This window comes from Paenibacillus sp. FSL H3-0333 (genome assembly GCF_038002805.1).
GTDB classification, from domain to species: Bacteria; Bacillota; Bacilli; order Paenibacillales; family Paenibacillaceae; genus Paenibacillus_AQ; species Paenibacillus_AQ silagei.
In genome coordinates this window covers 1,981,784-2,001,161 of sequence record NZ_JBBODG010000001.1, presented here as the reverse complement: position 1 = coordinate 2,001,161, position 19,378 = coordinate 1,981,784, and the positions used below count along the sequence as shown (strand labels likewise).

Sequence of the window (19,378 nt, the reverse complement as noted above, 5' to 3'; positions counted from 1 at the left end):
TCTGCACCTCATTTCCGCATTTGGCCCGCATCCGGTGAATTCAGGGGCACTTCTGCACCTTATTTCCGCATTTGGCCCGCATCCGCTGAATTCAGGTGCACTTCTGCATCTCATTTCCGCATTTGGCCCGCATCCGCTGAATTCAAGTGCACATGTGCTCCTCATTTGCTCATTTGGCTCACATCTGGTGAACTCAGGGGTACTTATACACTACATTCGCTCATTTGGGCTGCATTCAATAAATTCAGTGTACTAAGATCACTTTGGGATGGATGGTTTTGGGCTCTTTAGAATGTTATGAATTTCGCATCCCGCTTAAACAGCGGAGAGAACGGAACGACCCGCGGAAAAGCGATAGCGGTCGCCTTTGTCTCCGGATTTTTACCGATTAGGGAAATAAATAAAATCTGGAGACAACAGCGATTGTAACAACGGTCCGTTCGCGGAGCGTCCACCCAAGTGCCCACGTTGATCCTACTCAAAATAAAAGGGGGTTCTCATCCTCCGGACGTCAAAACAGCCCTCCCGAAGGAAGGCTGCTGTTTTGACGTCCCGGAAGGGATTCGAACCCCCGACCGTGCGCTTAGAAGGCGCATGCTCTATCCAACTGAGCTACCGGGACATGTAGGATAACATTGTATCACTTGAAGCTTTTGAAGAGATATGTATTAACGCAACGTTATTTATTATACCTGATTCACCAGAATTAGCAAGACCAAACTCTTCCAGTTAAGAAGCTTCCCGCAACCACCGTCACGGAAAGCCTCCTGCTCTATAGTTAAGCCTGGACATGACCTGCGAAAGATGTGGGCTCAGGGAACCTGCCGGAAGTGCTCGCCCAGTTGACGCTTCAGATCGCCGAAGATCAGCAGCTCGCGCTGGAACTTGGAGCGTTCATCCTCCGGGGTCATCACCGTACTGCCGGTGAAGCCGCTGACCGTAACGTCCTTGAAGGCATCATGCAGATTATTGTCGAACCAGTCGGTGGCCGTATCCGCATCATTCGTCAGAATCCGGACAATTTCATAGCCCTCCTCGCGCTGATCCTCAACAATATACACCAGCAGTGCGGAATCGCCCACAACTCCCGGCAATACGCCAACCTCTGCGCAAGGCGCGCCGTCATAGTCAGTCATTCTGCGGATTTTGGCGTCTTTAATATAATACACTTGTCATCATCCCTCCTGGCAAATTTCCCTCTCCCCTAGTGTTCGGATAAGGACATACATTTTATCCCTTCAATCGGCATATATCTGTATTACTTGGCAAAAAAGAAAGGACAGACAACAATCGCACAAAAGAGAGGATGAATCAGACATGTGCGGAATAACCGGATTTGTCCAGTGGCGCGGTGATCTTACCGGGCACTCGCAGTTGCTCGTCAGAATGACCGAAACGTTAGCCAACCGCGGACCGGATGCAGCCGGAACCTGGATTTCAGGGCCTATTGCCTTCGGACACCGCCGACTCAGCGTCATCGATCCCGAGAACGGTGCACAGCCGATGATTGCCCGCCATGAGGATAAGTTATACGCTATAGTATATAACGGCGAGCTATATAATGCCCCTGAGCTGAAAAAAGAGCTGAAGCAGCACGGGCATCATTTTCTCACGGAATGCGATACCGAGGTTCTGCTGCATGCCTACATCGAATGGGGGCCGGATTGCACGGAGAAGCTCAATGGCATCTTCGCCTTCGCCGTCTGGGACAGCTTGCGCGATCAGGTGTTCCTGGCCCGCGACCGTCTGGGCGTGAAGCCGCTGTTCTACAGCCAAGTGGAGGACGTCTTCGTCTTCGGGTCCGAGCCCAAGGCGTTGCTGCAGCATCCCCTGGTCCAGCCGAAGGTCGGGCCGGAGGGCCTGGCCGAGATTTTCATTATCGGTCCGGCACGGACTCCGGGACAAGGGGTATACAAAGATATATTCGAGCTTCGCCCGGGTCATGCCATGATTTACAGCCGCAGCGGAATCCGCAGCTATGCTTACTGGAAGCTGGAGAGCGTCCGGCATACCGATAACGTGGATGCGACGGCAGCACGGGTGCGTGAATTGCTTCAGGATACGCTGGAGCGCCAGTTGGTCTCCGATGTCCCGGTCTGCTCGCTGCTCTCCGGAGGACTTGATTCCAGCGCCCTGACCGCGCTTGCCGTGGATTATTACAAGCGGACCGGCCAGGGCCGGGTCGATACCTTCTCCGTCGATTATGTAGACAACGATAAGCATTTCAAAAGCCATGCCTTCCAGCCCGGAGCCGACGGCCCCTGGATTCAGCGGATGATCGACGAGCTGGACACGAATCATCACTTTATCGCTTTTGACACTCCGGAGCTGGTAGCCGCTCTCGATAATGCCCTGTACTCCCGCGATTTGCCGGGGATGACCGACGTGGATTCCTCACTCTATTTGTTCTGCCAGGAGATCAAAAAGAAGGCCACAGTAGCCATCTCAGGCGAAGCAGCAGACGAAATCTTCGGCGGCTATCCCTGGTTCCACCGTGAGGAGATGCTATCTTCCGGTACCTTCCCCTGGTCAGTGGCCCCCAATATGCGTGCCGGATTATTATCGCCGGAAATCCGGGAGTGGATACGTCCGCTGGAATATTTAGGAGACCGATACAGCGATGCGGTGGCTGAGGTACCGAAGCTTGACGGCGAGACCGGCAAACAGGCACAGATGCGGGTGATGTCCTATCTCAACATAACCCGCTTCATGCCGACCCTGCTGGACCGTAAGGACCGGATGAGCATGGGCGTGGGACTGGAGGTACGCGTTCCGTATTGTGACCACCGGCTGGTGCAATATGTTTTTAACATTCCATGGGAGATTAAGATGGTAGGCAACCGGGAGAAAGGCATCCTGCGCAAGGCGCTGGAGGGCGTGCTGCCGGACGATGTGCTCTACCGCAAAAAAAGCCCGTACCCCAAAACGCATAACCCTGCCTATCTGAACAAGGTGCGCTCACAGGTACTAAGCATTCTGGACGATCCTTCCTCCCCTATTCTCCCGCTCCTTGATCCGGACAAAATCAGAGAAATCGCGGCATCGCCAGAGTCCTCCACCAATCTGCCGTGGTTCGGCCAGCTGATGTCCGGCCCGCAATTATTCGCTTATCTGGCCCAGGTCAACCTGTGGCTGAAGACATACAATGTGTCGATCGGCTGAGTTCAAATTGAAAAAGGTGCCTTCTTTAGAATGTATAGCACACATTCTGGCGGGCACCTTTTGTATTGCACAATTAATTATCCATCGATCTAAACTCTAGAAATTGAAATTATCCGGGTCCGGGCCGAAGCGGTGGTTCTGATTCAGCTCTTCGATGGCTTTAACATCCTCATCGCTGAGTGTGAAGTCGAAGAAGCCGGCGTTCTCGATGATCCGCTCCGGATGGACCGACTTCGGAATGGTGATGACACCCTGCTGGAGATCCCAGCGCAGAACAATCTGTGCTACCGTCTTGCCGTAACGCTCCGCCAATTCCTTCAGCAGCGGCAGGTCCAGATTACCCTGCATGAGCGGACTCCAGGCTTCCAGCTGGATATCATGCTCCCGTGCATACTTCAGCAATTCACGCTGGGTCAGCAGCGGATGGAATTCCACCTGGTCCACCACCGGCACCACGCCGCTGTCCTCGATGATATCCTCTAGATGATGCGGCTGGAAGTTGCTCACCCCGATGGATTTGACCAGTCCTTCCTTTTGCAGATGGATCAGCGCTTTCCAGGTTTCTTTATATTTGCCGGCCACCGGCCAGTGGATCAGATACAAATCTACCTGCTCCAGGCCCAGCTTCTTGCGGCTGACTTCAAAGGCCTTCAGTGTCGATTCATATCCCTGATCCGGGTTGCGGACCTTGGTGGTAATAAACAGCTCTTCCCGGGGGACTCCGCATTCACGGATGGCCTGCCCCACACCCTCTTCATTGTTATAGCCGGCAGCCGTATCAATACTGCGATACCCCGTCTCCACCGCAGACTTCACCGCGCGGATAACCTCCTCGCCATCCTTGGTCTGCCATACGCCAAGACCCAGCCACGGCATAGTTACTCCATCGTTCAAGGTAGGCCCGCCTGTAAATGGTGCGTTCTTTTCACTCATATGGATACCCTCCAAGCCTAATTTGAATTCAACAAGCTTCCTTAACCGTATTACCGCTCTCATAATCATCCAATTGCGAAATCCGTTCCCGTTCTAGCGAATAGGTTGCCAAATCGTGAAGATTGTATGCCTCTTATATACAAAAATGGAGCACAGCCCCTTCCCGGCCGTACTCCATTACAAGCCTGCTTATTTCTTGTCAATCAGCTTGAAATCGTCAAAGTGGAACTCCGGCGATACGATGCAGGAGACGAGCGCCGGCTCTTCGCCGAGCGGACGAGCGGCCTGCCATACGCCTGGAGGAATCACTACCTGCGGCTGCTGGCCCGCAGCGATATCCAGACCCAAGATAACCTCCGTTACGTTCTCCGGCTCTGCGCCATTGCCTCCCAGACTAAGCACGATCGGGCTGCCGGAATGATACAGCCAGATTTCGGAGGACAGCACCGTATGAAAGTCTGAAGTCTCGTCAGCATGAAGCAGGAAATAGATCGATGAAGCTGATGCGCGCGGGCCCGAATAAGCCTCGCCCAACGTGTCCTGAGGAATCTCAAACGGAGAATTCCAAAGTCTCTTGTACCATCCGCCTTCCACGTGGGGCTGCAGCCCCAGGGTTTCTACGAGCGGGGAAATTTCTTTTTGCGTCACGGTATCTTCTCCTTCAAGTTCTGCACAGCGGCAAAACAGTCTTCATAAGCAAAGGCTTAAGAGGTACAAGAGTACCTGCTAAGCCTCGGCCTGATTGTGCTATTAACTGTAACGGAATCTTCAGCAATTGTAAATTGTCTTACGCTTATTTGCCTTCTTTGCTGGCCTTGAATACTTCGGCGATCGCTCCCAGGCTGCCCAGTGTCTCCACCGCACTAGTCGGCAGGAATATTTTGTTCGCAGGTCCCTTAGAGATGTCAGTCAAGGCTTCAAAGGATTGATAAGCCAGCACTCTTTCATCCAGTCCTGCGCTGGCAATCATGGCAATCCGGGCCTTCTCCGCCATCGCGACTGCTTCGATCGCCTTGGCCTGGCCGAGGGCTTCCAGCTCCTGCGCCTGACCGAGACCTTCCGCCTGACGGATGCGGGCTTCCTTATCCCCTTCCGCCTTCAGGATCTTACTCTGCTTATCCCCTTCAGCACGAAGGATCATATCCTGCTTGGCGGCTTCCGCTTCCAGGACAATCGCGCGCTTGCTGCGTTCTGCCTTCATCTGTTTGTCCATGGCTTCCTGAATATCGAGCGGCGGCTTGATGTCGATCACTTCGACACGCTCAATGCGCACGCCCCACTTCTCTGTTGCTTCATCCAGCGCGAGACGGATGTCGGAGGAGATTTTCTCACGGCCGGACAAGGTCTCATCCAGCTCCAGCTTACCGATAATCTGACGCATGGTGGCTGTGGAGATATTCCGTACCCCGTACACATAATCGGAGATTCCGTACGTTGCTTCTTCCGGACCTACCACCTGATAGAAGATAATCGTGTCGATCTGCACCTGCACGTTATCCTTCGTGATTACCGTCTGCGGCGGTACATTCGCTTGTTGAATCCGCAGGTCATGGTAGACCCGCACCTGATCAATTACCGGAATGAGAATATTCAGACCTGGTGTGAGCAGACGGTGGAATTTACCCAGACGCTCTACAACTCCAACTCTTTGCTGCGGGACAATCTTGATCGTCATTGCGATAAATACTACGACAACAACAATAATAATTCCGATAATTATCAATTCCATTAGTACATATCCCCCCATCGTTCTACTTCAATAATGGTAGTGCTTCTTCTTACTACAATTACCTGCTGACCCTTACCCAGTGCCACTGTTGAGGTTGCACTCCATGTATCGCCGCCAATCTTGACCTGCCCGTAACGGCCAGGCTCAATCGGTTCGGTCACCAGACCCTGTCTGCCGATAATCTCGGTACCCGTATCCTTGAAGCCCCGCGCATTGCGCAGCCGCTCAGACAAAGGCTTGGTGAAGAACGTCAGGACCAGGGCTAACAGCGAACCTGCTACGACCTGCAGCAGCCATGCATCCGGCAGCACAAGCGCAACCAGTCCGGCAGCCAAGGCTCCCAGGCTAAGCCATAACAAATAGAATGTAAACGTAAACATCTCTACAACAAACAAGACGCCAGCGGCAATTAACCACAATACCCACATACTCATTGGTGAACCCACCACCTTCCGCTATATACTACTATAACGAAATAATCGGCATCACGTTTCACAAATTTTTAGAGGCCGGGACAGCCGCCTGTCTGTTCATTATATTTCAGCCTGTGGAAGCTTATGAACCCTAAGCGGGATACAGGACGGCTAAATTGTATTTAAACATAAATATATCCAAACGAAGCGCAAAAAACTCATTACCCAAATTTCCGTACCCCGGAATCCTGTTTCCAAAACCTCCAAGGAACGGAATTAGCTATAGAGATGGTGCAAACCACCGCGCTGGGACTGAAACCTGAGATTATGCGGTGAGGGGCTGACGGGTGTGTAAATAGTTACGCTAGACAATAACACTGTGTCGTTTCAGCACAACTTGATGTACTTTATCTGTTAGTTTGAACCGCGGCGGATGAAGCAAGTGGATACTGTACATCTAATTCGGGGTCATTGTGGCACATAGAGAAAATAGTTGGAAAAACAACACTTAACCAGTCCTTTTTTCCCGTGAATCGAGAGAGTACGGCGGATTAACTGTACTTTTTCCAACTGCTTCCTTCAAGGACAGCGTTTCAGCGAAATTAAATGCCTTTTTTCCAACTGTGTCCGCTCACTATTCATAATAGCAAGCAGACTAAACAGCAGGATCGCTCGTAGCAACGTATCATTCTAAAAAGCACTTAAAAACGGTGCCAGCTTAAAAGCCGGCACCGTTCCTTGTTCTATAATCCGCTCCGCCTTTAGTTCAGCTTCCAGAGCGCAGGAGTGACATTCGGTTCCCAGCCGGCAAGTGAGGTATGCGCCTGCAGGCAGGTGTAGGATTGCCCGCTGTAAGTTACGATATTGCCGACACTATAAGCGGTGCCCGCTTTCCAGACAGCAGCACCTGGGGTAGCCGAAGGGACTGGCGTCATTACAGGAGTAGAAGTTGGCGCTATTGTCGGCGTAGCCGAAGGACTTACTGTCGGGAGTGGCGTGGCTGTCGGCTGCGGAGTAGCGTTACCGCAGGTTCCGGTCACCCGCCACACCCCGAAGGCTCCGCTAAGATCCGGCCGGTCCCCTTGCGTCCACCACTGGGCCTGATAGATCAGCCCGCCATAGGAGACTTGCTGGCCCTGTGTGTAGACAACGGTGGAACTCCAGGCTGCCGTAGAGCATTGCCCCGGCGTAGCCGTTGGCGTCACGGTTGCGGTCGGCGTGGCCGTTGGCTTCACCGTTGCCGTTGGCGTCACGGTCGCGGTCGGCGTAGCCGTTGGCTTCACCGTTGCCGTTGGCGTCACGGTTGCGGTCGGCGTGGCCGTTGGCGTCACTGTCGCGGCCGGCGTGGCCGTTGGCTTTACCGTTGCCGTTGGCGTTACGGTTGCAGTCGGCGTAGCCGATGGCTTCACCGTAGCTGTTGGCGTGGCTGACGGCGTCACGGTCGCGGTCGGCGTAGCCGTTGGTGTCACCACTCCGCCACCCAGCTCTGCGCTGAGCTTGGTCTGCAGCGTCTTGTTGCGGTCTCCGCTGGTCTCCCAGAACATCGCTCCGGCCAGGCCTTTGCTCTTGAGATAGCTGGCCTTGAAGCCGATGGATTCGGCATCATCATAGCTGATGAAGGTTTGATTGGACGGGTTATAGAGATAAGGGACCTTGGAGGTGTTGTTCCAGTAACGGGTGTAGCCGTTCTTATTGATATAATTGGCCTCCAGATCACTGAAATCGTAGTTGCCCTTCTCCCAGGTTCCGGTCTGGGAGATCCCGGCGGACACTTGATACTGACCGTTGCCCACAGCAGGAGCCCCGCCCCAGCCCCGGCCGTAGAACGGCATGCCGAGCACCAGCTTATTTGCCGGTACGCCTGCACTCAGATAGCTGGTCACCGCCTTGTCGATGTTATAATTCGCCGGCTCGGTCAACCCTGATGAAGCGGCTGCCGGGTCATAATACAGCGGCGCATTGTGGCCGGTAGTGGGATTCCAGCTGCCGTTAAAGTCATAAGTCATAATGTTGATCCAGTCCACCACGGAGGCGATTCCGCTGAGATTGTTATTCTGGATGTAAGTGGGGCCTGCACCGGAGGCAATGGTCAGGAGATACGTTTTGCCGTCGGCAGCTCCGGCGGCATTCAGCTTCTCCCGAATCTTCTGGAGCAGCAGGATGTAGTTCTGCTTATCCTCAGGACGGTAGCTGTTGCCCGCAAGTCCGCCGCTGACCGGGTATTCCCAGTCCAGATCGACACCGTCCATCTTGTATTTGCGGATGAAATCCACGGAGGAGTTGGCGAACACCTCACGGGTTGCCGCCGTGGCAGCCACATCCGAGAAGCGGTTGGACCAGGTCCAGCCCCCGACGGAGATCATTGTCTTCAGATTCGGATTCTTTTCCTTCAGCTTCCAGAGCTGCTTCAGATTCCCCTTGATCGGGTCATCCCATTTATCATCGCCGAAGCTTTTCTGGGCATCGATCCAGGGATCGCCCAGCACTACGGTGCCATTGGGTACGCTGATCGCCTGTCCCTGCTCGTTCTGGCAGGACCAGGTGACCGGATTCGGCCCGGTCGGATCGGGATTGCCGTGTATTCCGTTCCAGCAGATGTCGGCAAAGGCATAGTTGATGACATTCATTTTGCCGGGATCGATATCCGTTACATTATAAGCCCGCCCGTAGGCGGCCCATGAAGCATAGTAGCCGACAATCTTGTAGTCTCCGGCTGCCTGAACAGTTCTGCTGTTTGCACCAAAAGCCGAAAAAAGAGTAAGGAAAAAGACTGCCGCCAAGCCAAGCACAAAGGATTTGCTTTTGATAAAGGCCATTTCGTGATTACCTCCCCGGTTCAATGCGTAACCTGTAAGCCTGCTTCATGGACATCCATGCGTCTTTGCCATCAAGGATATTAAGTGACCGTTCTTCCCTTGCCGCGCATGAGAAAGCTCAGCGTTCACCTCCCGGACCCGATTGGCCTTGACCTTCACCCTGTGAAACTATTAAACTCCTGGCAAACTGACTGGTAGAATAGTGAAATACAGCTCAAAAAAAGCGCAGTTCAGCAGCATACGGATCACTCGCTCCGCTACGGCCTACGTTGTTGTTTGGTACAGGGCAGGGTGGGTGGATTGCGACGATTTGCGGAAGGATGCAGGACCTGCGAAGGGGTGAAGTCAACTCTTATTCTCATACAAAGCCGGAGGATATGCTAGGGATAAATTTCCATAATCAGGGGGGATTATTATCTAAAAAAACAGAAGCAGCCCCGAGCATATTCTGCTTACGGGCTGCTTCCAAGATTCCAACTCTTCTATTTACCGCCGCTCTGCGCAGCAGCAAGCTTCTCGGTCAGACGCCGCAGCGCCGTCCCGCGGTGGCTGATCGACTGCTTCTCCTCAAGCGTCAGCTCAGCCATCGTCTTCCCGTATTCCGGGAGATAGAACAGCGGGTCATAGCCGAACCCACCGGCACCCGCCGGCTCTGAGGTAATCCAGCCTTCAACCGTACCCTCAGCCGTCCATTCCCGGCCGTCTGCCGGATCATAAAGCGACAGGGCACAGACGAACCGGGCGGGACTCAGCAGCGGCTGTCCGGTATCCTCCCCCTGCTTCAGCCGCTCCAGCTCGCTCATCAGCTTCAGATTATTCTCCTCATCATCCGCCGCCTCGCCGGCATAACGGGCCGAGTATACGCCGGGGCTTCCGTCCAGCGCCTCTACGCACAGACCGGAATCGTCTGCCAACACAGGCAGCCCAAGAGCGTCCCCTACGGCGCGGGATTTCTTGAAGGCATTCTCGGCAAAAGTGGCCCCGTCCTCGACCACATCCGGCAGATCCGGGTAGTCATACATGCTTTTGACCGTAAGTCCCAAGGGAGCAAAGGCATGCTGGAACTCCCGCACCTTGCCTTTGTTCTTCGTCGCGACAATCAGAATTCCGCTGCCGGACTTCATCCTACACCTCTTGACCGGGCTGGCCGGCAGGGATTTTGAGCGCTATGGCGCCGAGGACTTCTTTTTGCACAGCGATCAGCTCGTAGATCCCCTTCTCTCCGAGACCCAGCAGTTGGTCCAGCTCCTGGCGGGTGAACGGCCGCTCTTCGCCCGTGCCCTGAACCTCAACGAAAGCGCCGCTGCCTGTCATGACCACGTTCATATCCACCTTCGCCTTGGAATCCTCTTCATAATTCAGATCGAGCAGCGTCTTGTCGCCAACGACACCCACACTGATGGCTGCCAGGTAGTCTGTAATCGGGAAGACCGTCAGCTTATTCTGGAGGACAAGCTTGTTCATGGCGAAGGCCATCGCTACAAAAGCACCCGTGATCGAAGCCGTCCGCGTTCCCCCGTCTGCCTGAATGACATCGCAGTCCAGCGTAATGCTGCGTTCGCCGAGCGCCTGCAGATTTACCACCGAACGCAGGGCCCGTCCGATCAGGCGCTGGATTTCCATGGTCCGCCCGGTCAGCTTGCCGCGTGCAGCTTCACGCTGGTTGCGGGTCTGGGTCGCGCGGGGAAGCATCGAATATTCGGCGGTTACCCAGCCCTTGCCTTGTCCCTTTAGAAACGGCGGGACCTTCTCATCCACGGTTGCCGTACAGATAACCTTGGTATCTCCCATCTCAATGATGACGGAGCCTTCTGCATATTTGTTGGTCTGGGTCGTTATCGTCAGTGGCCGGAGCTGGTCTTCGTTGCGTCTGTTTGATCTCATCTTTTCTGCCTCCTACATCGTATAGCGCAAAGTTTGGGTATGCATTCATCCGTATCTTATACGCAGAAACGGGTGCCGCCCCCTATGGAAGAGAACGGCACCGCTGCTCCTGACCCGTTATTCGGATGAACAATACTTTATTCTATCAAAGAGTAGGCACAAAAGCATCTTTTTAAACCGGCGGCTTCGGCCTAAAGCGGCAGTTCGTTCACATATTCCGGCGCGGAGACCGGCTGGCCGTAATCGACGTTATTGGTGCCCGTAACCGTATCCTTGCCGTTCAGACGGATCTGTACCAGCGAATCATCTGTATTCTGGGCCACTGTCAGCACGACCGACTCCAGCATCTCCTCGGGAATGCTTGTGCTGCCTTCGAACATATCATCGGTCAGCGATACGGTGACTACCCCGTTCTGCCCTGCTTTTACAGAATCAACTACCGTTCCCTGCGTCATGACCATCTCCAGGCCGTTCTCGGACTGCGGTCCGGCAATCAGCTCGCTCAGAGCTGCCTTCACCGTATCCCCGCCAGCGGGTACAAAACGGGTAACCGGAACATAATACTGGTGGCCGCCATCCGGTGAAGCAGCTGCAAAATAGACCGTGACTGCACTGGAGTTCATCATCAGTGCGTTATGCTTTGGCAGATTAATACCCATGGTACGGGACAGCGGACGATCCAGCGGTGTGCCTTGCAGCGGCATTTCAGTCAGCTTTTTGCCATCGACCCAGAGCTGCACTCCCTTAATGTCGTCCTGCCCGGTCAATGTCCAGGTCAGCGCTTCGAGAATTTTGCGTTCATCTGCAGGATCGTAGTCGTTAAACGCCGAGTTGAATTCAACAATTGCCACATGATCCTGGCCGACCGACACCTGATTCACTATCGTCCCTGCGGGCAGTACGCCCTGGAAGCCCTTAGGCAGGGCAGACGCGTAATCCCCCTTGCTGACCAGTGCCGTGAGGGAATTTTTCAGCATGACCGTGTCCTCGCTTTTCGGAAAAGACAGAGCCACCGGAGCCAGCAGACCGTTCTGATCCTCCAGATACACAGTAGTCCGCTCCCCGGCTACAGCAGGCGCACCGGTATCCTTCACCCCGGCAGACAGATCAGTCTCATCCATGGAGGCCGGTCCGAATACACCGGTATCCAGCGTATCTTCCCCGCTCACTTGCAGCATTTGCGCTTCTACGGCGGCGGGAGGCGGGTCCACAGCGGCGGATTCTGAACCGAACAGACTGCAGCCGGAGAGCACAAGCGGAACGGCCAGCAGGCAAGCGGCAGACGCCCCGCGGAGGTGTTTCACTGGTTTCATCAATCTTCATTACCCCTTTCTAGCGCTAAGATCAGTTTGTACTGCTATGTATACGAGCCCTGTGTCCAAAAAATAACAACAGCTTATCCTAAATTACAGAAGTTCTATTCCGGACGTTTCTGGACATCGGTCTGCCGCTTGCGTACAATTTAGTACATACCCAAATCACACCCGACTCACGAATGGAGGACTTCCTATGACTGATGCCAAAATTCCTTACAGCCTCAACAGCAAAGCCGTTGCCGAAGCGACCCGGTACTGGCTGCACAAACGCGGGGTCACTCTGGAGGAGATTGCCGAGCTTGTCATGATGCTGCAAAAGAAATACTATCCGGGCCTGACCATGGAAGAATGTATTCATAACGTTGAGATGGTCCTCAGCAAGCGTGAGGTGCAGAATGCAGTCTTGACCGGCATCCAGCTGGATGTGCTGGCGGAGGAGGGCAAGCTGTTCTCGCCGCTGCAGGATATGATTGAGAACGATGAAGGATTGTACGGGGTAGACGAGATTCTCGCCTTCTCGATTGTTAATGTATATGGCAGTATCGGCTTCACCAACTATGGTTACGTGGACAAGCTCAAGCCCGGCGTACTGGAGAGGCTGAATGACAAAACCACCGGCCAGATCCATACCTATCTGGATGATATCGTAGGTGCTGTAGCCGCAGCGGCCAGCAGCCGGATCGCCCACCGCAAGCAGGCGGAACGCGAGCAGGAGCTGGGCCTGCCCCATGCCCCGGAGGACGCGGAAGAGGCTGCACGGCGCAGCCGGCTGGAGGAGACGTTGCCGGAATAAGAGGAGAGCTACTATTCATAAAAGGAAAGGTGCGAAGTGTGCATGACCTATTCGTTCGTAGTGGAGCCGCTGGCCGTCCAGGATTTCGAGAGTGAGGATGAGCGGATTGAGCGGTGTAAGGAATGGAATCTTCTGCCCGGTTCAGCTACCCGGGTCAAGACTTATCTGTACAAGCGGCAGGGCCTGACCCTGCCTTGTGAAATTATAGGGTTTGTGGATAATCAGACGGTGGTGGTCCAGTTCGAGAATAAGCAGCAGCATTGTATCCACCCGGCGTACCTCAAAGAAATGCAGACCGCCAGCTTCGGCCAGCGCGCGCAAGCGGCGGCAGATGCACGGTCCGAGGACCCGGCAGAAGCTGCCGGAGAAGCCGAGTTGCTGGAGAACCAGCCGGTTGAGGAGGTTCGCGGTGAGGCTGATGCGGAGGGTGCGGGAAGTGCTGATGCCGCTGGAGGCGTGACTGCTGCGGAGACAGCAGCTCCTGCAGAGAAGCCGCGCAAGCCAGCCGCCTCCAAAAAGAAGCCCGCCCTGCAGCTGCCGGAAGACAAGCTCAAGGTTACAGCGGTTGTCAAGGAATTCACGACCGTTCCCAACCACTTTTCGGATAACGATGATGAAGTGATTATCTATGACAATGTAGCGATAGAAGGGCATGAGCTGGCCATTGACGAAGTCTGGTCAAGCCATAGTGCCACGCTGAAGAAGCTGGAGCTGAAGGAGGGCGACCCTGTTTCTTTTGAAGCGAAGATTGTGGCTAAGAAGCTCTCCCAGCACCCGGTCAAATACAAAATCAACAACCCGTCCAAGATGAAGGTGATCCAGCCAGATTCTTAAGAATGGGGATAATTGCAGACCGCAGGCCACTGGACGACACCGTCAGATTATTGTCTAGGGCAGAGCGTCCAGCGGCTGCGGTCCCATTTGGTTGCGTTCGAGGAGGATACTGATATCCTCCATCAGCTTTTTGGCCGAAATAGGCAGTGAGTGTGTAATCCACCATTCCATGACTCCCACGGCAGCCGAAGCCATAAAATGCAGCAGCATCTCCTTGTTCATCCCCCGGTTCACACCCTCCATATCGATCTGCTCCGCCAGTCCCTCCATCAGCATGGCATGCAGACGGCTTCTGAAGGCAGGAATGCCGCTGTTATTAATGAGTGTAATGAAGACGGCAGCATGCTGCTCCACATATTCAGCCGTACGCAGCAGAGGACCGGAAGAGGTGAAATCCAGACTCTCCTGGACGCCCATACAGCGGTCACGCAGCTCCGTCATCTCCTTCTCAACACACTGATCCAGCAGATCATATTTGTCCACAAAATGCAGATAGATAGTCCCTCTGCTGACATTAGCCCGCTCCGCAATCTCATGTACCGTAATCTGTTCAAAGCTCTTCTCTTCCATCAGACTAAGAAACGCCTTAAAAATAGCATCCCGCGTCTTCCCAATCCGCCTGTCCACCGCCATCCCTCTTACATCTCCTTCCCCTGAGTTCTTAGTTGGGTTCATTATATTTAACAGTTGTCAAAAAATCAACAGGTGTGCAGAATTCAGGAGCACTTGTGCTCTTCATTTACGCTCCCCGCCCGCTTTCGGCGAATTCAGGGGCATTTGTGCTCTTCATTCAGACTGCTCAAAGGGATTTATCCCTTTCATTTCGGATCATTCGCCACTTTCATCCAAATCAGTGGGATTTATCCCCTTCATTTCGGACCATCCGCCACTTCTAGCCGAATCAATGGGATTTATCCCTTTCATTTCTGCTCATCCGCCATTTTCAGCTGAATCAATGGGATTTATCCCTTTCATTTCTACACATCCGCCATTTTCAGCAAAATCAATGGGATTTATCCCTTTGAATCTCATACCTCACCGCTTACAGCCGACTTTGGAGGAGGGATGAGATGAGTAGTGTTGTTTTCAGGCTACAAGTTTTCACCAACGAATTAGCCATTTCTTCCAGTAATTCCAGTTCCCTAGTTTCTCAGAATAGTGTGAGGGTAACAACAGGCTAATGAGCGGTTTTCCGTCAGCGGGTTGTATGCAGCGGGGTATCAGCAGCGGGTTGTGACCATTGAGTTACGGGTTGTGAGTTACGGGTTGTGAGCTTAAGAGTTATGAATTGTGAGTTACGTGTTATGAGCTACTTGTAATTGGCTGAGTGTGATGAGCTACGTGTATGTGTTATGAACTACATGTGATGAGCAGCGGGCTATCGGCAGCAAATTACAGTATCTTGTAATCTGCTGCCAGCAGTCGGCACCGCTTCCTCGCACCAGTCTACTCCACAGCCGTGAAAAGCAGGCCGCCGCCTGGCCCGGCCTCCGTCTCGGCCGCCCGCCCCCGGCGCACCAGCTCGGCCAGATGGGCCAGCGCCTCGCTCATGGCGAACCGCATCTGGTGCGCTGTCGCGACCCGGCTGCGGAACAACCCCTCGCAGACCGCGAACCCGCTCTGCGGTCCGCCCGCGAGCAGCGCGGCTGTAGCATCCAGCCGCTCCTCATGGTGCCGGAGCAGGCTGTCCGCCCGCGCCGTGAACCCCTGGAACGGTTCCCGGTGGCCCGGGAACGCCAGCGTAACCCGCAGGCTGCGCAGCTCCCGCAGCCCCTCCAGGAACGTCAGCAGCGGCTGCGGATCGCTGCCCGGCTGCAGGCCGACATTGGGCGAGATCTGCGGCAGCACAGCATCGCCGCAGAGGATCTGCCCGCTGCCGCCGTGGTAGAACGACACATGCCCCGGCGCATGCCCGCCTGTGATAATGGGCTGCCATTTCCGGCTGCCCATCACAAACGGCTCCGCGGCATGGATATAGGTGACCTCCGGCTGCGGGGTCACCTCGGGCAGGAAGCTATCCAGATGCTCCCGGATACCCCGAAGCCACTCCTCCGGCATGCCATGCCGCCGGAAAAAGAGCGGCAGCGCCTCATTCAGAATCGCCTCGTCCCCCCAGGCCAGGGCAGCCTCGGCATGCGCCCGCTCGCTCATCCACACCCGCGCTCCGCTGCGGGACTGCATCCAGCCTGCCAGCCCGTAATGGTCGGGATGATGATGGGTCACCACGATATCCCGCACCTGCGTCCAGGTAAGGCTCAGCGCCTCGAGCACCCCCTGCCAGGCAAGCTCGGCAGCCGGTGTATGCGGCCCTGGATCAATGACTGTAACCCTGCCGTCCTTGTCCGGCAGAAGATAGCTGTTAACCTGGCGCAGCGGCAGCCCCATTGGAACAGATACCTGAAGAACTCCTTCGTCCCAAGCTTGAATCATCTCCTTGTTCAACCTTCCTTCGCCTCCTCTAAGCCCTCTCCCTGATGCCATCTCTAAGGTCTGCCTCCCATGAAGATCATGCGGGCTGAGGCTTCCGTGTCATATTCCTCTTCATCGTAGCCGCCGTGAACGGTATCCAGCCGCAGCCCGGCAGCGTCAAGCATTCTGCGGAAATCCTCCAGCGTGTAGAGCTTCACCCGTTCCTGGCACTTGCGGGCCGGAGCGCTCCCGGTCTTCGAGGTCAGCAGGATCTCCTTTTTCACATACCCCTCCTCGATCCGGCGGGTCTCGTCAATCGTGATATCTCCATCCTCCCGGACCGAATGGAGCACCAGATGGCGGATGACGTAAGCCGGGTTCAGGAAATCAATGAGGAACCGGCCACCCGGCTTCAGCATCCGGCAGATCTCCTTAAGCACCTTAATCTGCTCCTCATCCTCTTCAAAATACCCAAAAGAAGTGAACAAATTGACCACAGCATCGAAGCCGCCCGTAAGCGGAAGCTCACGCATATCCGAGCGCAGCCAGGTTACCTGCTCCGCACCCGCCTGCGCACGCGCCTCACGCAGCAGCACCTCCGACAGATCCACGCCCGTTACTTCATAGCCAGCCTGCGACAGAGCCAGCGAATGGCGGCCCATGCCGCAGCAGAGGTCCAGCACCTTCGCACCCCGGGGCAGGCCAAGCCACTGGATCAGGCTCTCCACCTCATGACGCGCACCGCTGAAATCCCTGTGTCTGTATACAATCAGATAGTCCTCGCCAAAACATTGCTCATACCACTCACTCATCTCTCTCCTAACTCCCTCCATACCCCGCTTCACCGCACGGGCTTATCCCTGTCTCTAATAACGCCTATTGTACCGCCTTTTACTATAGAAGCCCAGCGAAGTCACAGACCTGCAACACATAATCATTTATTTATAATTAAAGGAATAGGATCACAGTGCGGGTTAAAAACGTAATAATTCTCAATACTTCGCGACGTATATGTATTCAGTCTTCCGCATAACAAACAGCAGTCCCGGCGTTCCCGCCAGAACTGCTGCACATCTATAGGTCGGTTGTGGATTCGTTCGGTTCTATGCTTAATTATCGCTTGGGTTCGCTTTAGCAGACCCCTTATCCAACCGCTGCAGATACACGCGCGCTTCATAAGGGCGGAGCTTCAACTGCTGGAGATCCTCCTCCTGAGCAGGCTCATAATTGGAGATCAGCAGCTCCAGCTTCGCGGCCGGCTGGAATTCCTCCGGCAGCTCGAATACCGGCTCATGCCCGAAGAAATTCAGGATCACGAGCAGCCGCTGATCCTCCAGCGTCCGGGTGTAAGCATAGATTTCGGGATGCTCCTCCAGCAAGAGTCCGTATTCACCATAGACGATGACCTGATGTTTTTTGCGCAGCTGAATTAGCTTCTTATAATAGTTGAAAATAGAGTCCGGGTCCTTGACGCTGCTAGCCGCGTTGATCTCCCGGGAGTTCGAGTTGACCCTGATCCACGGGACACCTGTGGTGAACCCGCCATCCTCGCTATCATCCCATTGCATCGGAGTCCGGGCATTGTCGCGGCTTTTGGTATGAATAGCAGCCATGATATCGGCTTCGGGAACACCGGCGTTGCGCTTTTCCTCATAATAGTTCAAGGTCTCCACATCCCGGTAATCATCGATCGACTCGAAGGCTACATTGGTCATGCCGATCTCCTCACCCTGATAAATGTACGGCGTGCCTTCAAGCATATGAATGAAGGTGGCGAGCATCTTGGCCGACGGTACCCGGTAGTACAGGTCATCGCCGAACCGCGAGACCGAGCGCGGCTGGTCGTGATTACACAGATAGTTGGCGTTCCAGCCCCGGTTATGCAGGACGGTCTGCCAATCGCTGATGATGGTCTTAAGCTCCGTCAGCTTCCAGGGCACCACATCCCATTTCCCGCTGCCCGGCGAGGCGGCATCCAGATTCATATGCTCGAACTGAAAGGTCATATTCAGCTCGCGGCGTCCGTCTCCGACATAATCCAGCGCCTGCTCTGGCCCAAGCCCGGAGGTCTCCCCTACCGTCATGATGTCGTAGTAATAGAGCACCTGATCGTGCAGATTCTGCAGCAGGGTATGCACATGATTCAGGTTCGAGAACATGTCATAGGCACGGACAGTAGGGGTGCCGCCGGGATTCAGGGCATCCGGGTAGCCTTCCGCCTTCACGATATGGGCAATTGCATCGAAGCGGAAGCCATCTACACCCTTCTTCAGCCACCACTGCACCATCTCGTGCAGCTTGTCGATGACGGCCGGATTCTCCCAGTTGAGATCTGGCTGGAACCGGGAATACAGATGCAGGTAATATTCATCCGTACGGGGATCAAGCTCCCAGACCGAACCGCTGAAGTAGGATTCCCAGTTGTTCGGCGGACCGCCGTTTTTACCTTTTCGCCATATATAATAGTCACGCTTGGGATTGTCCTTCGAGCTTCTGGATTCCACGAACCACGGATGCTCATGCGAGGTATGATTCAGCACCAGGTCCATCATCAGCTTCATCCCGCGGGAATGCATCTCGCGCAGCAGCAGGTCAAAATCATCCATCGTGCCGAATTCCTTCATAATGTCGCAATAATCGCTGATATCATAGCCATTGTCATGGTTTGGGGATTTATAAATCGGGCAGACCCAGATCACATCCACGCCGAGGTCCTGCAAGTAGTCAAGCTTCGATAAGATCCCGCGCAGATCTCCAATGCCGTCACCGTTACTGTCCATGAAGCTAATCGGATAGATCTGGTAGACAACACTCTCTTTCCACCATTTAGGGTTCACTTCAGATACCTCCGCTTCTCTCGATTCCTGTTGCATAAGACACATTAATATATTTTAACCAGAACAACCGCCTTCAACCAACCTTCGTATTCACATGCCTGATCGACCTTTGCGGCAAAAAGAAAGGCCGGATACCTGATCGGGTACCCCGCCTTCTGCCGGTACGTATCCGGCCCAATGAGTGAAATTATTCTGGTCGAAAGCCGAAAGATGACACTACATACGGTACGCCTAATTGCATTCCGTACATCT

General features: G+C 54.4%; 16 protein-coding genes and 1 tRNA gene. 3 read left to right on the top strand and 14 right to left on the bottom strand.

Going from position 1 to position 19,378, the window contains the following annotated elements; genetic code table 11:
* Nucleotides 1-548 precede the first annotated feature (548 nt).
* Together MHH78_RS08970 and MHH78_RS08965 are read right to left on the bottom strand one after the other, a co-directional pair.
* Nucleotides 549-622, bottom strand: a tRNA-Arg gene (locus MHH78_RS08970).
* A 190-nt stretch (nt 623-812) separates the two neighbouring features.
* A complete protein-coding gene (locus MHH78_RS08965; protein ID WP_341167186.1) occupies nt 813-1,169 on the bottom strand; it encodes a hypothetical protein in 357 nt (118 codons plus the stop codon).
* Nucleotides 1,170-1,317: 148 nt separating this feature from the next.
* Here MHH78_RS08965 and asnB point away from each other — a divergent pair, with 148 nt between their 5' ends.
* Nucleotides 1,318-3,162, top strand: a complete 1,845-nt coding sequence (gene asnB / locus MHH78_RS08960) for an asparagine synthase (glutamine-hydrolyzing) (RefSeq protein ID WP_341167185.1) — start codon at nt 1,318-1,320, stop codon at nt 3,160-3,162.
* A 96-nt stretch (nt 3,163-3,258) separates the two neighbouring features.
* On the opposite strand, the gene MHH78_RS08955 is transcribed toward asnB, so the two are convergent.
* From MHH78_RS08955 to MHH78_RS08920, 8 genes are all read right to left on the bottom strand, one after another.
* Nucleotides 3,259-4,095, bottom strand: coding sequence for an aldo/keto reductase (locus tag MHH78_RS08955; RefSeq protein ID WP_341167184.1), 837 nt, complete (start codon nt 4,093-4,095; stop codon nt 3,259-3,261).
* 189 nt (nt 4,096-4,284) lie between these two features.
* Nucleotides 4,285-4,743 (bottom strand): cupin domain-containing protein, encoded by a 459-nt coding sequence (locus MHH78_RS08950; RefSeq protein WP_341167183.1) that lies wholly within the window; start codon nt 4,741-4,743, stop codon nt 4,285-4,287.
* A gap of 145 nt (nt 4,744-4,888) precedes the next feature.
* Entirely contained in the window at nt 4,889-5,824 is a 936-nt protein-coding gene (locus MHH78_RS08945) for an SPFH domain-containing protein (RefSeq protein ID WP_083685599.1), read from the bottom strand.
* Complete coding sequence (locus MHH78_RS08940) at nt 5,824-6,258, bottom strand: NfeD family protein (protein ID WP_076083137.1); 435 nt, start codon at nt 6,256-6,258, stop codon at nt 5,824-5,826. The genes MHH78_RS08945 and MHH78_RS08940 overlap by 1 nt, the downstream gene beginning before the upstream one ends.
* A 740-nt stretch (nt 6,259-6,998) precedes the next feature.
* Nucleotides 6,999-9,053 carry a glycosyl hydrolase family 18 protein gene (locus MHH78_RS08935; RefSeq protein ID WP_341167182.1) on the bottom strand — a complete coding sequence of 685 codons (2,055 nt, stop codon included), beginning with the start codon at nt 9,051-9,053 and terminating at the stop codon, nt 6,999-7,001.
* A 482-nt stretch (nt 9,054-9,535) separates the two neighbouring features.
* Nucleotides 9,536-10,177: an XTP/dITP diphosphatase gene (locus MHH78_RS08930; RefSeq protein WP_341167181.1), complete on the bottom strand. Its 642-nt coding sequence runs from the start codon at nt 10,175-10,177 to the stop codon at nt 9,536-9,538.
* Nucleotide 10,178: 1 nt separating this feature from the next.
* Nucleotides 10,179-10,937: a ribonuclease PH gene (gene rph, locus MHH78_RS08925; protein WP_341167180.1), complete on the bottom strand. Its 759-nt coding sequence runs from the start codon at nt 10,935-10,937 to the stop codon at nt 10,179-10,181.
* Nucleotides 10,938-11,128: 191 nt separating this feature from the next.
* Nucleotides 11,129-12,250 (bottom strand): GerMN domain-containing protein, encoded by a 1,122-nt coding sequence (locus MHH78_RS08920; protein WP_341167179.1) that lies wholly within the window; start codon nt 12,248-12,250, stop codon nt 11,129-11,131.
* A 196-nt stretch (nt 12,251-12,446) separates the two neighbouring features.
* Between MHH78_RS08920 and MHH78_RS08915 the strand changes: the two genes are divergently transcribed.
* Entirely contained in the window at nt 12,447-13,046 is a 600-nt protein-coding gene (locus MHH78_RS08915; RefSeq protein ID WP_036694809.1) for a phosphatidylglycerophosphatase A family protein, read from the top strand.
* Between the two features lie 42 nt (nt 13,047-13,088).
* Nucleotides 13,089-13,880, top strand: a complete 792-nt coding sequence (locus MHH78_RS08910) for a hypothetical protein (RefSeq protein ID WP_341167178.1) — start codon at nt 13,089-13,091, stop codon at nt 13,878-13,880.
* 54 nt (nt 13,881-13,934) lie between these two features.
* Here MHH78_RS08910 and MHH78_RS08905 read toward each other — a convergent pair whose 3' ends face one another.
* The 4 genes from MHH78_RS08905 to MHH78_RS08890 form a co-directional block, all read right to left on the bottom strand.
* Complete coding sequence (locus MHH78_RS08905) at nt 13,935-14,513, bottom strand: TetR/AcrR family transcriptional regulator (RefSeq protein ID WP_341167177.1); 579 nt, start codon at nt 14,511-14,513, stop codon at nt 13,935-13,937.
* An 813-nt stretch (nt 14,514-15,326) separates the two neighbouring features.
* The gene (locus tag MHH78_RS08900; RefSeq protein WP_341167176.1) at nt 15,327-16,322 is read right to left on the bottom strand and encodes an MBL fold metallo-hydrolase; all 996 of its coding nucleotides are present in this window, start codon (nt 16,320-16,322) and stop codon (nt 15,327-15,329) included.
* Between the two features lie 41 nt (nt 16,323-16,363).
* Nucleotides 16,364-17,101 carry a class I SAM-dependent methyltransferase gene (locus MHH78_RS08895; protein ID WP_341167175.1) on the bottom strand — a complete coding sequence of 246 codons (738 nt, stop codon included), beginning with the start codon at nt 17,099-17,101 and terminating at the stop codon, nt 16,364-16,366.
* Nucleotides 17,102-17,398: 297 nt separating this feature from the next.
* Entirely contained in the window at nt 17,399-19,126 is a 1,728-nt protein-coding gene (locus tag MHH78_RS08890) for a glycoside hydrolase family 13 protein (protein WP_341167174.1), read from the bottom strand.
* Nucleotides 19,127-19,378: the final 252 nt, after the last annotated feature.

Coding starts and splice junctions, on each gene's coding strand:
- asnB (WP_341167185.1), top strand. CDS start 1,318: ATGTGCGGAATAACCGGATTTGTCCAGTGGCGCGGTGATCTTACCGGG.
- MHH78_RS08955 (WP_341167184.1), bottom strand. CDS start 4,095: ATGAGTGAAAAGAACGCACCATTTACAGGCGGGCCTACCTTGAACGAT.
- MHH78_RS08945 (WP_083685599.1), bottom strand. CDS start 5,824: ATGGAATTGATAATTATCGGAATTATTATTGTTGTTGTCGTAGTATTT.
- MHH78_RS08940 (WP_076083137.1), bottom strand. CDS start 6,258: ATGAGTATGTGGGTATTGTGGTTAATTGCCGCTGGCGTCTTGTTTGTT.
- MHH78_RS08935 (WP_341167182.1), bottom strand. CDS start 9,053: ATGGCCTTTATCAAAAGCAAATCCTTTGTGCTTGGCTTGGCGGCAGTC.
- MHH78_RS08930 (WP_341167181.1), bottom strand. CDS start 10,177: ATGAAGTCCGGCAGCGGAATTCTGATTGTCGCGACGAAGAACAAAGGC.
- rph (WP_341167180.1), bottom strand. CDS start 10,937: ATGAGATCAAACAGACGCAACGAAGACCAGCTCCGGCCACTGACGATA.
- MHH78_RS08920 (WP_341167179.1), bottom strand. CDS start 12,250: ATGAAACCAGTGAAACACCTCCGCGGGGCGTCTGCCGCTTGCCTGCTG.
- MHH78_RS08915 (WP_036694809.1), top strand. CDS start 12,447: ATGACTGATGCCAAAATTCCTTACAGCCTCAACAGCAAAGCCGTTGCC.
- MHH78_RS08910 (WP_341167178.1), top strand. CDS start 13,089: ATGACCTATTCGTTCGTAGTGGAGCCGCTGGCCGTCCAGGATTTCGAG.
- MHH78_RS08905 (WP_341167177.1), bottom strand. CDS start 14,513: ATGGCGGTGGACAGGCGGATTGGGAAGACGCGGGATGCTATTTTTAAG.
- MHH78_RS08895 (WP_341167175.1), bottom strand. CDS start 17,101: ATGAGTGAGTGGTATGAGCAATGTTTTGGCGAGGACTATCTGATTGTA.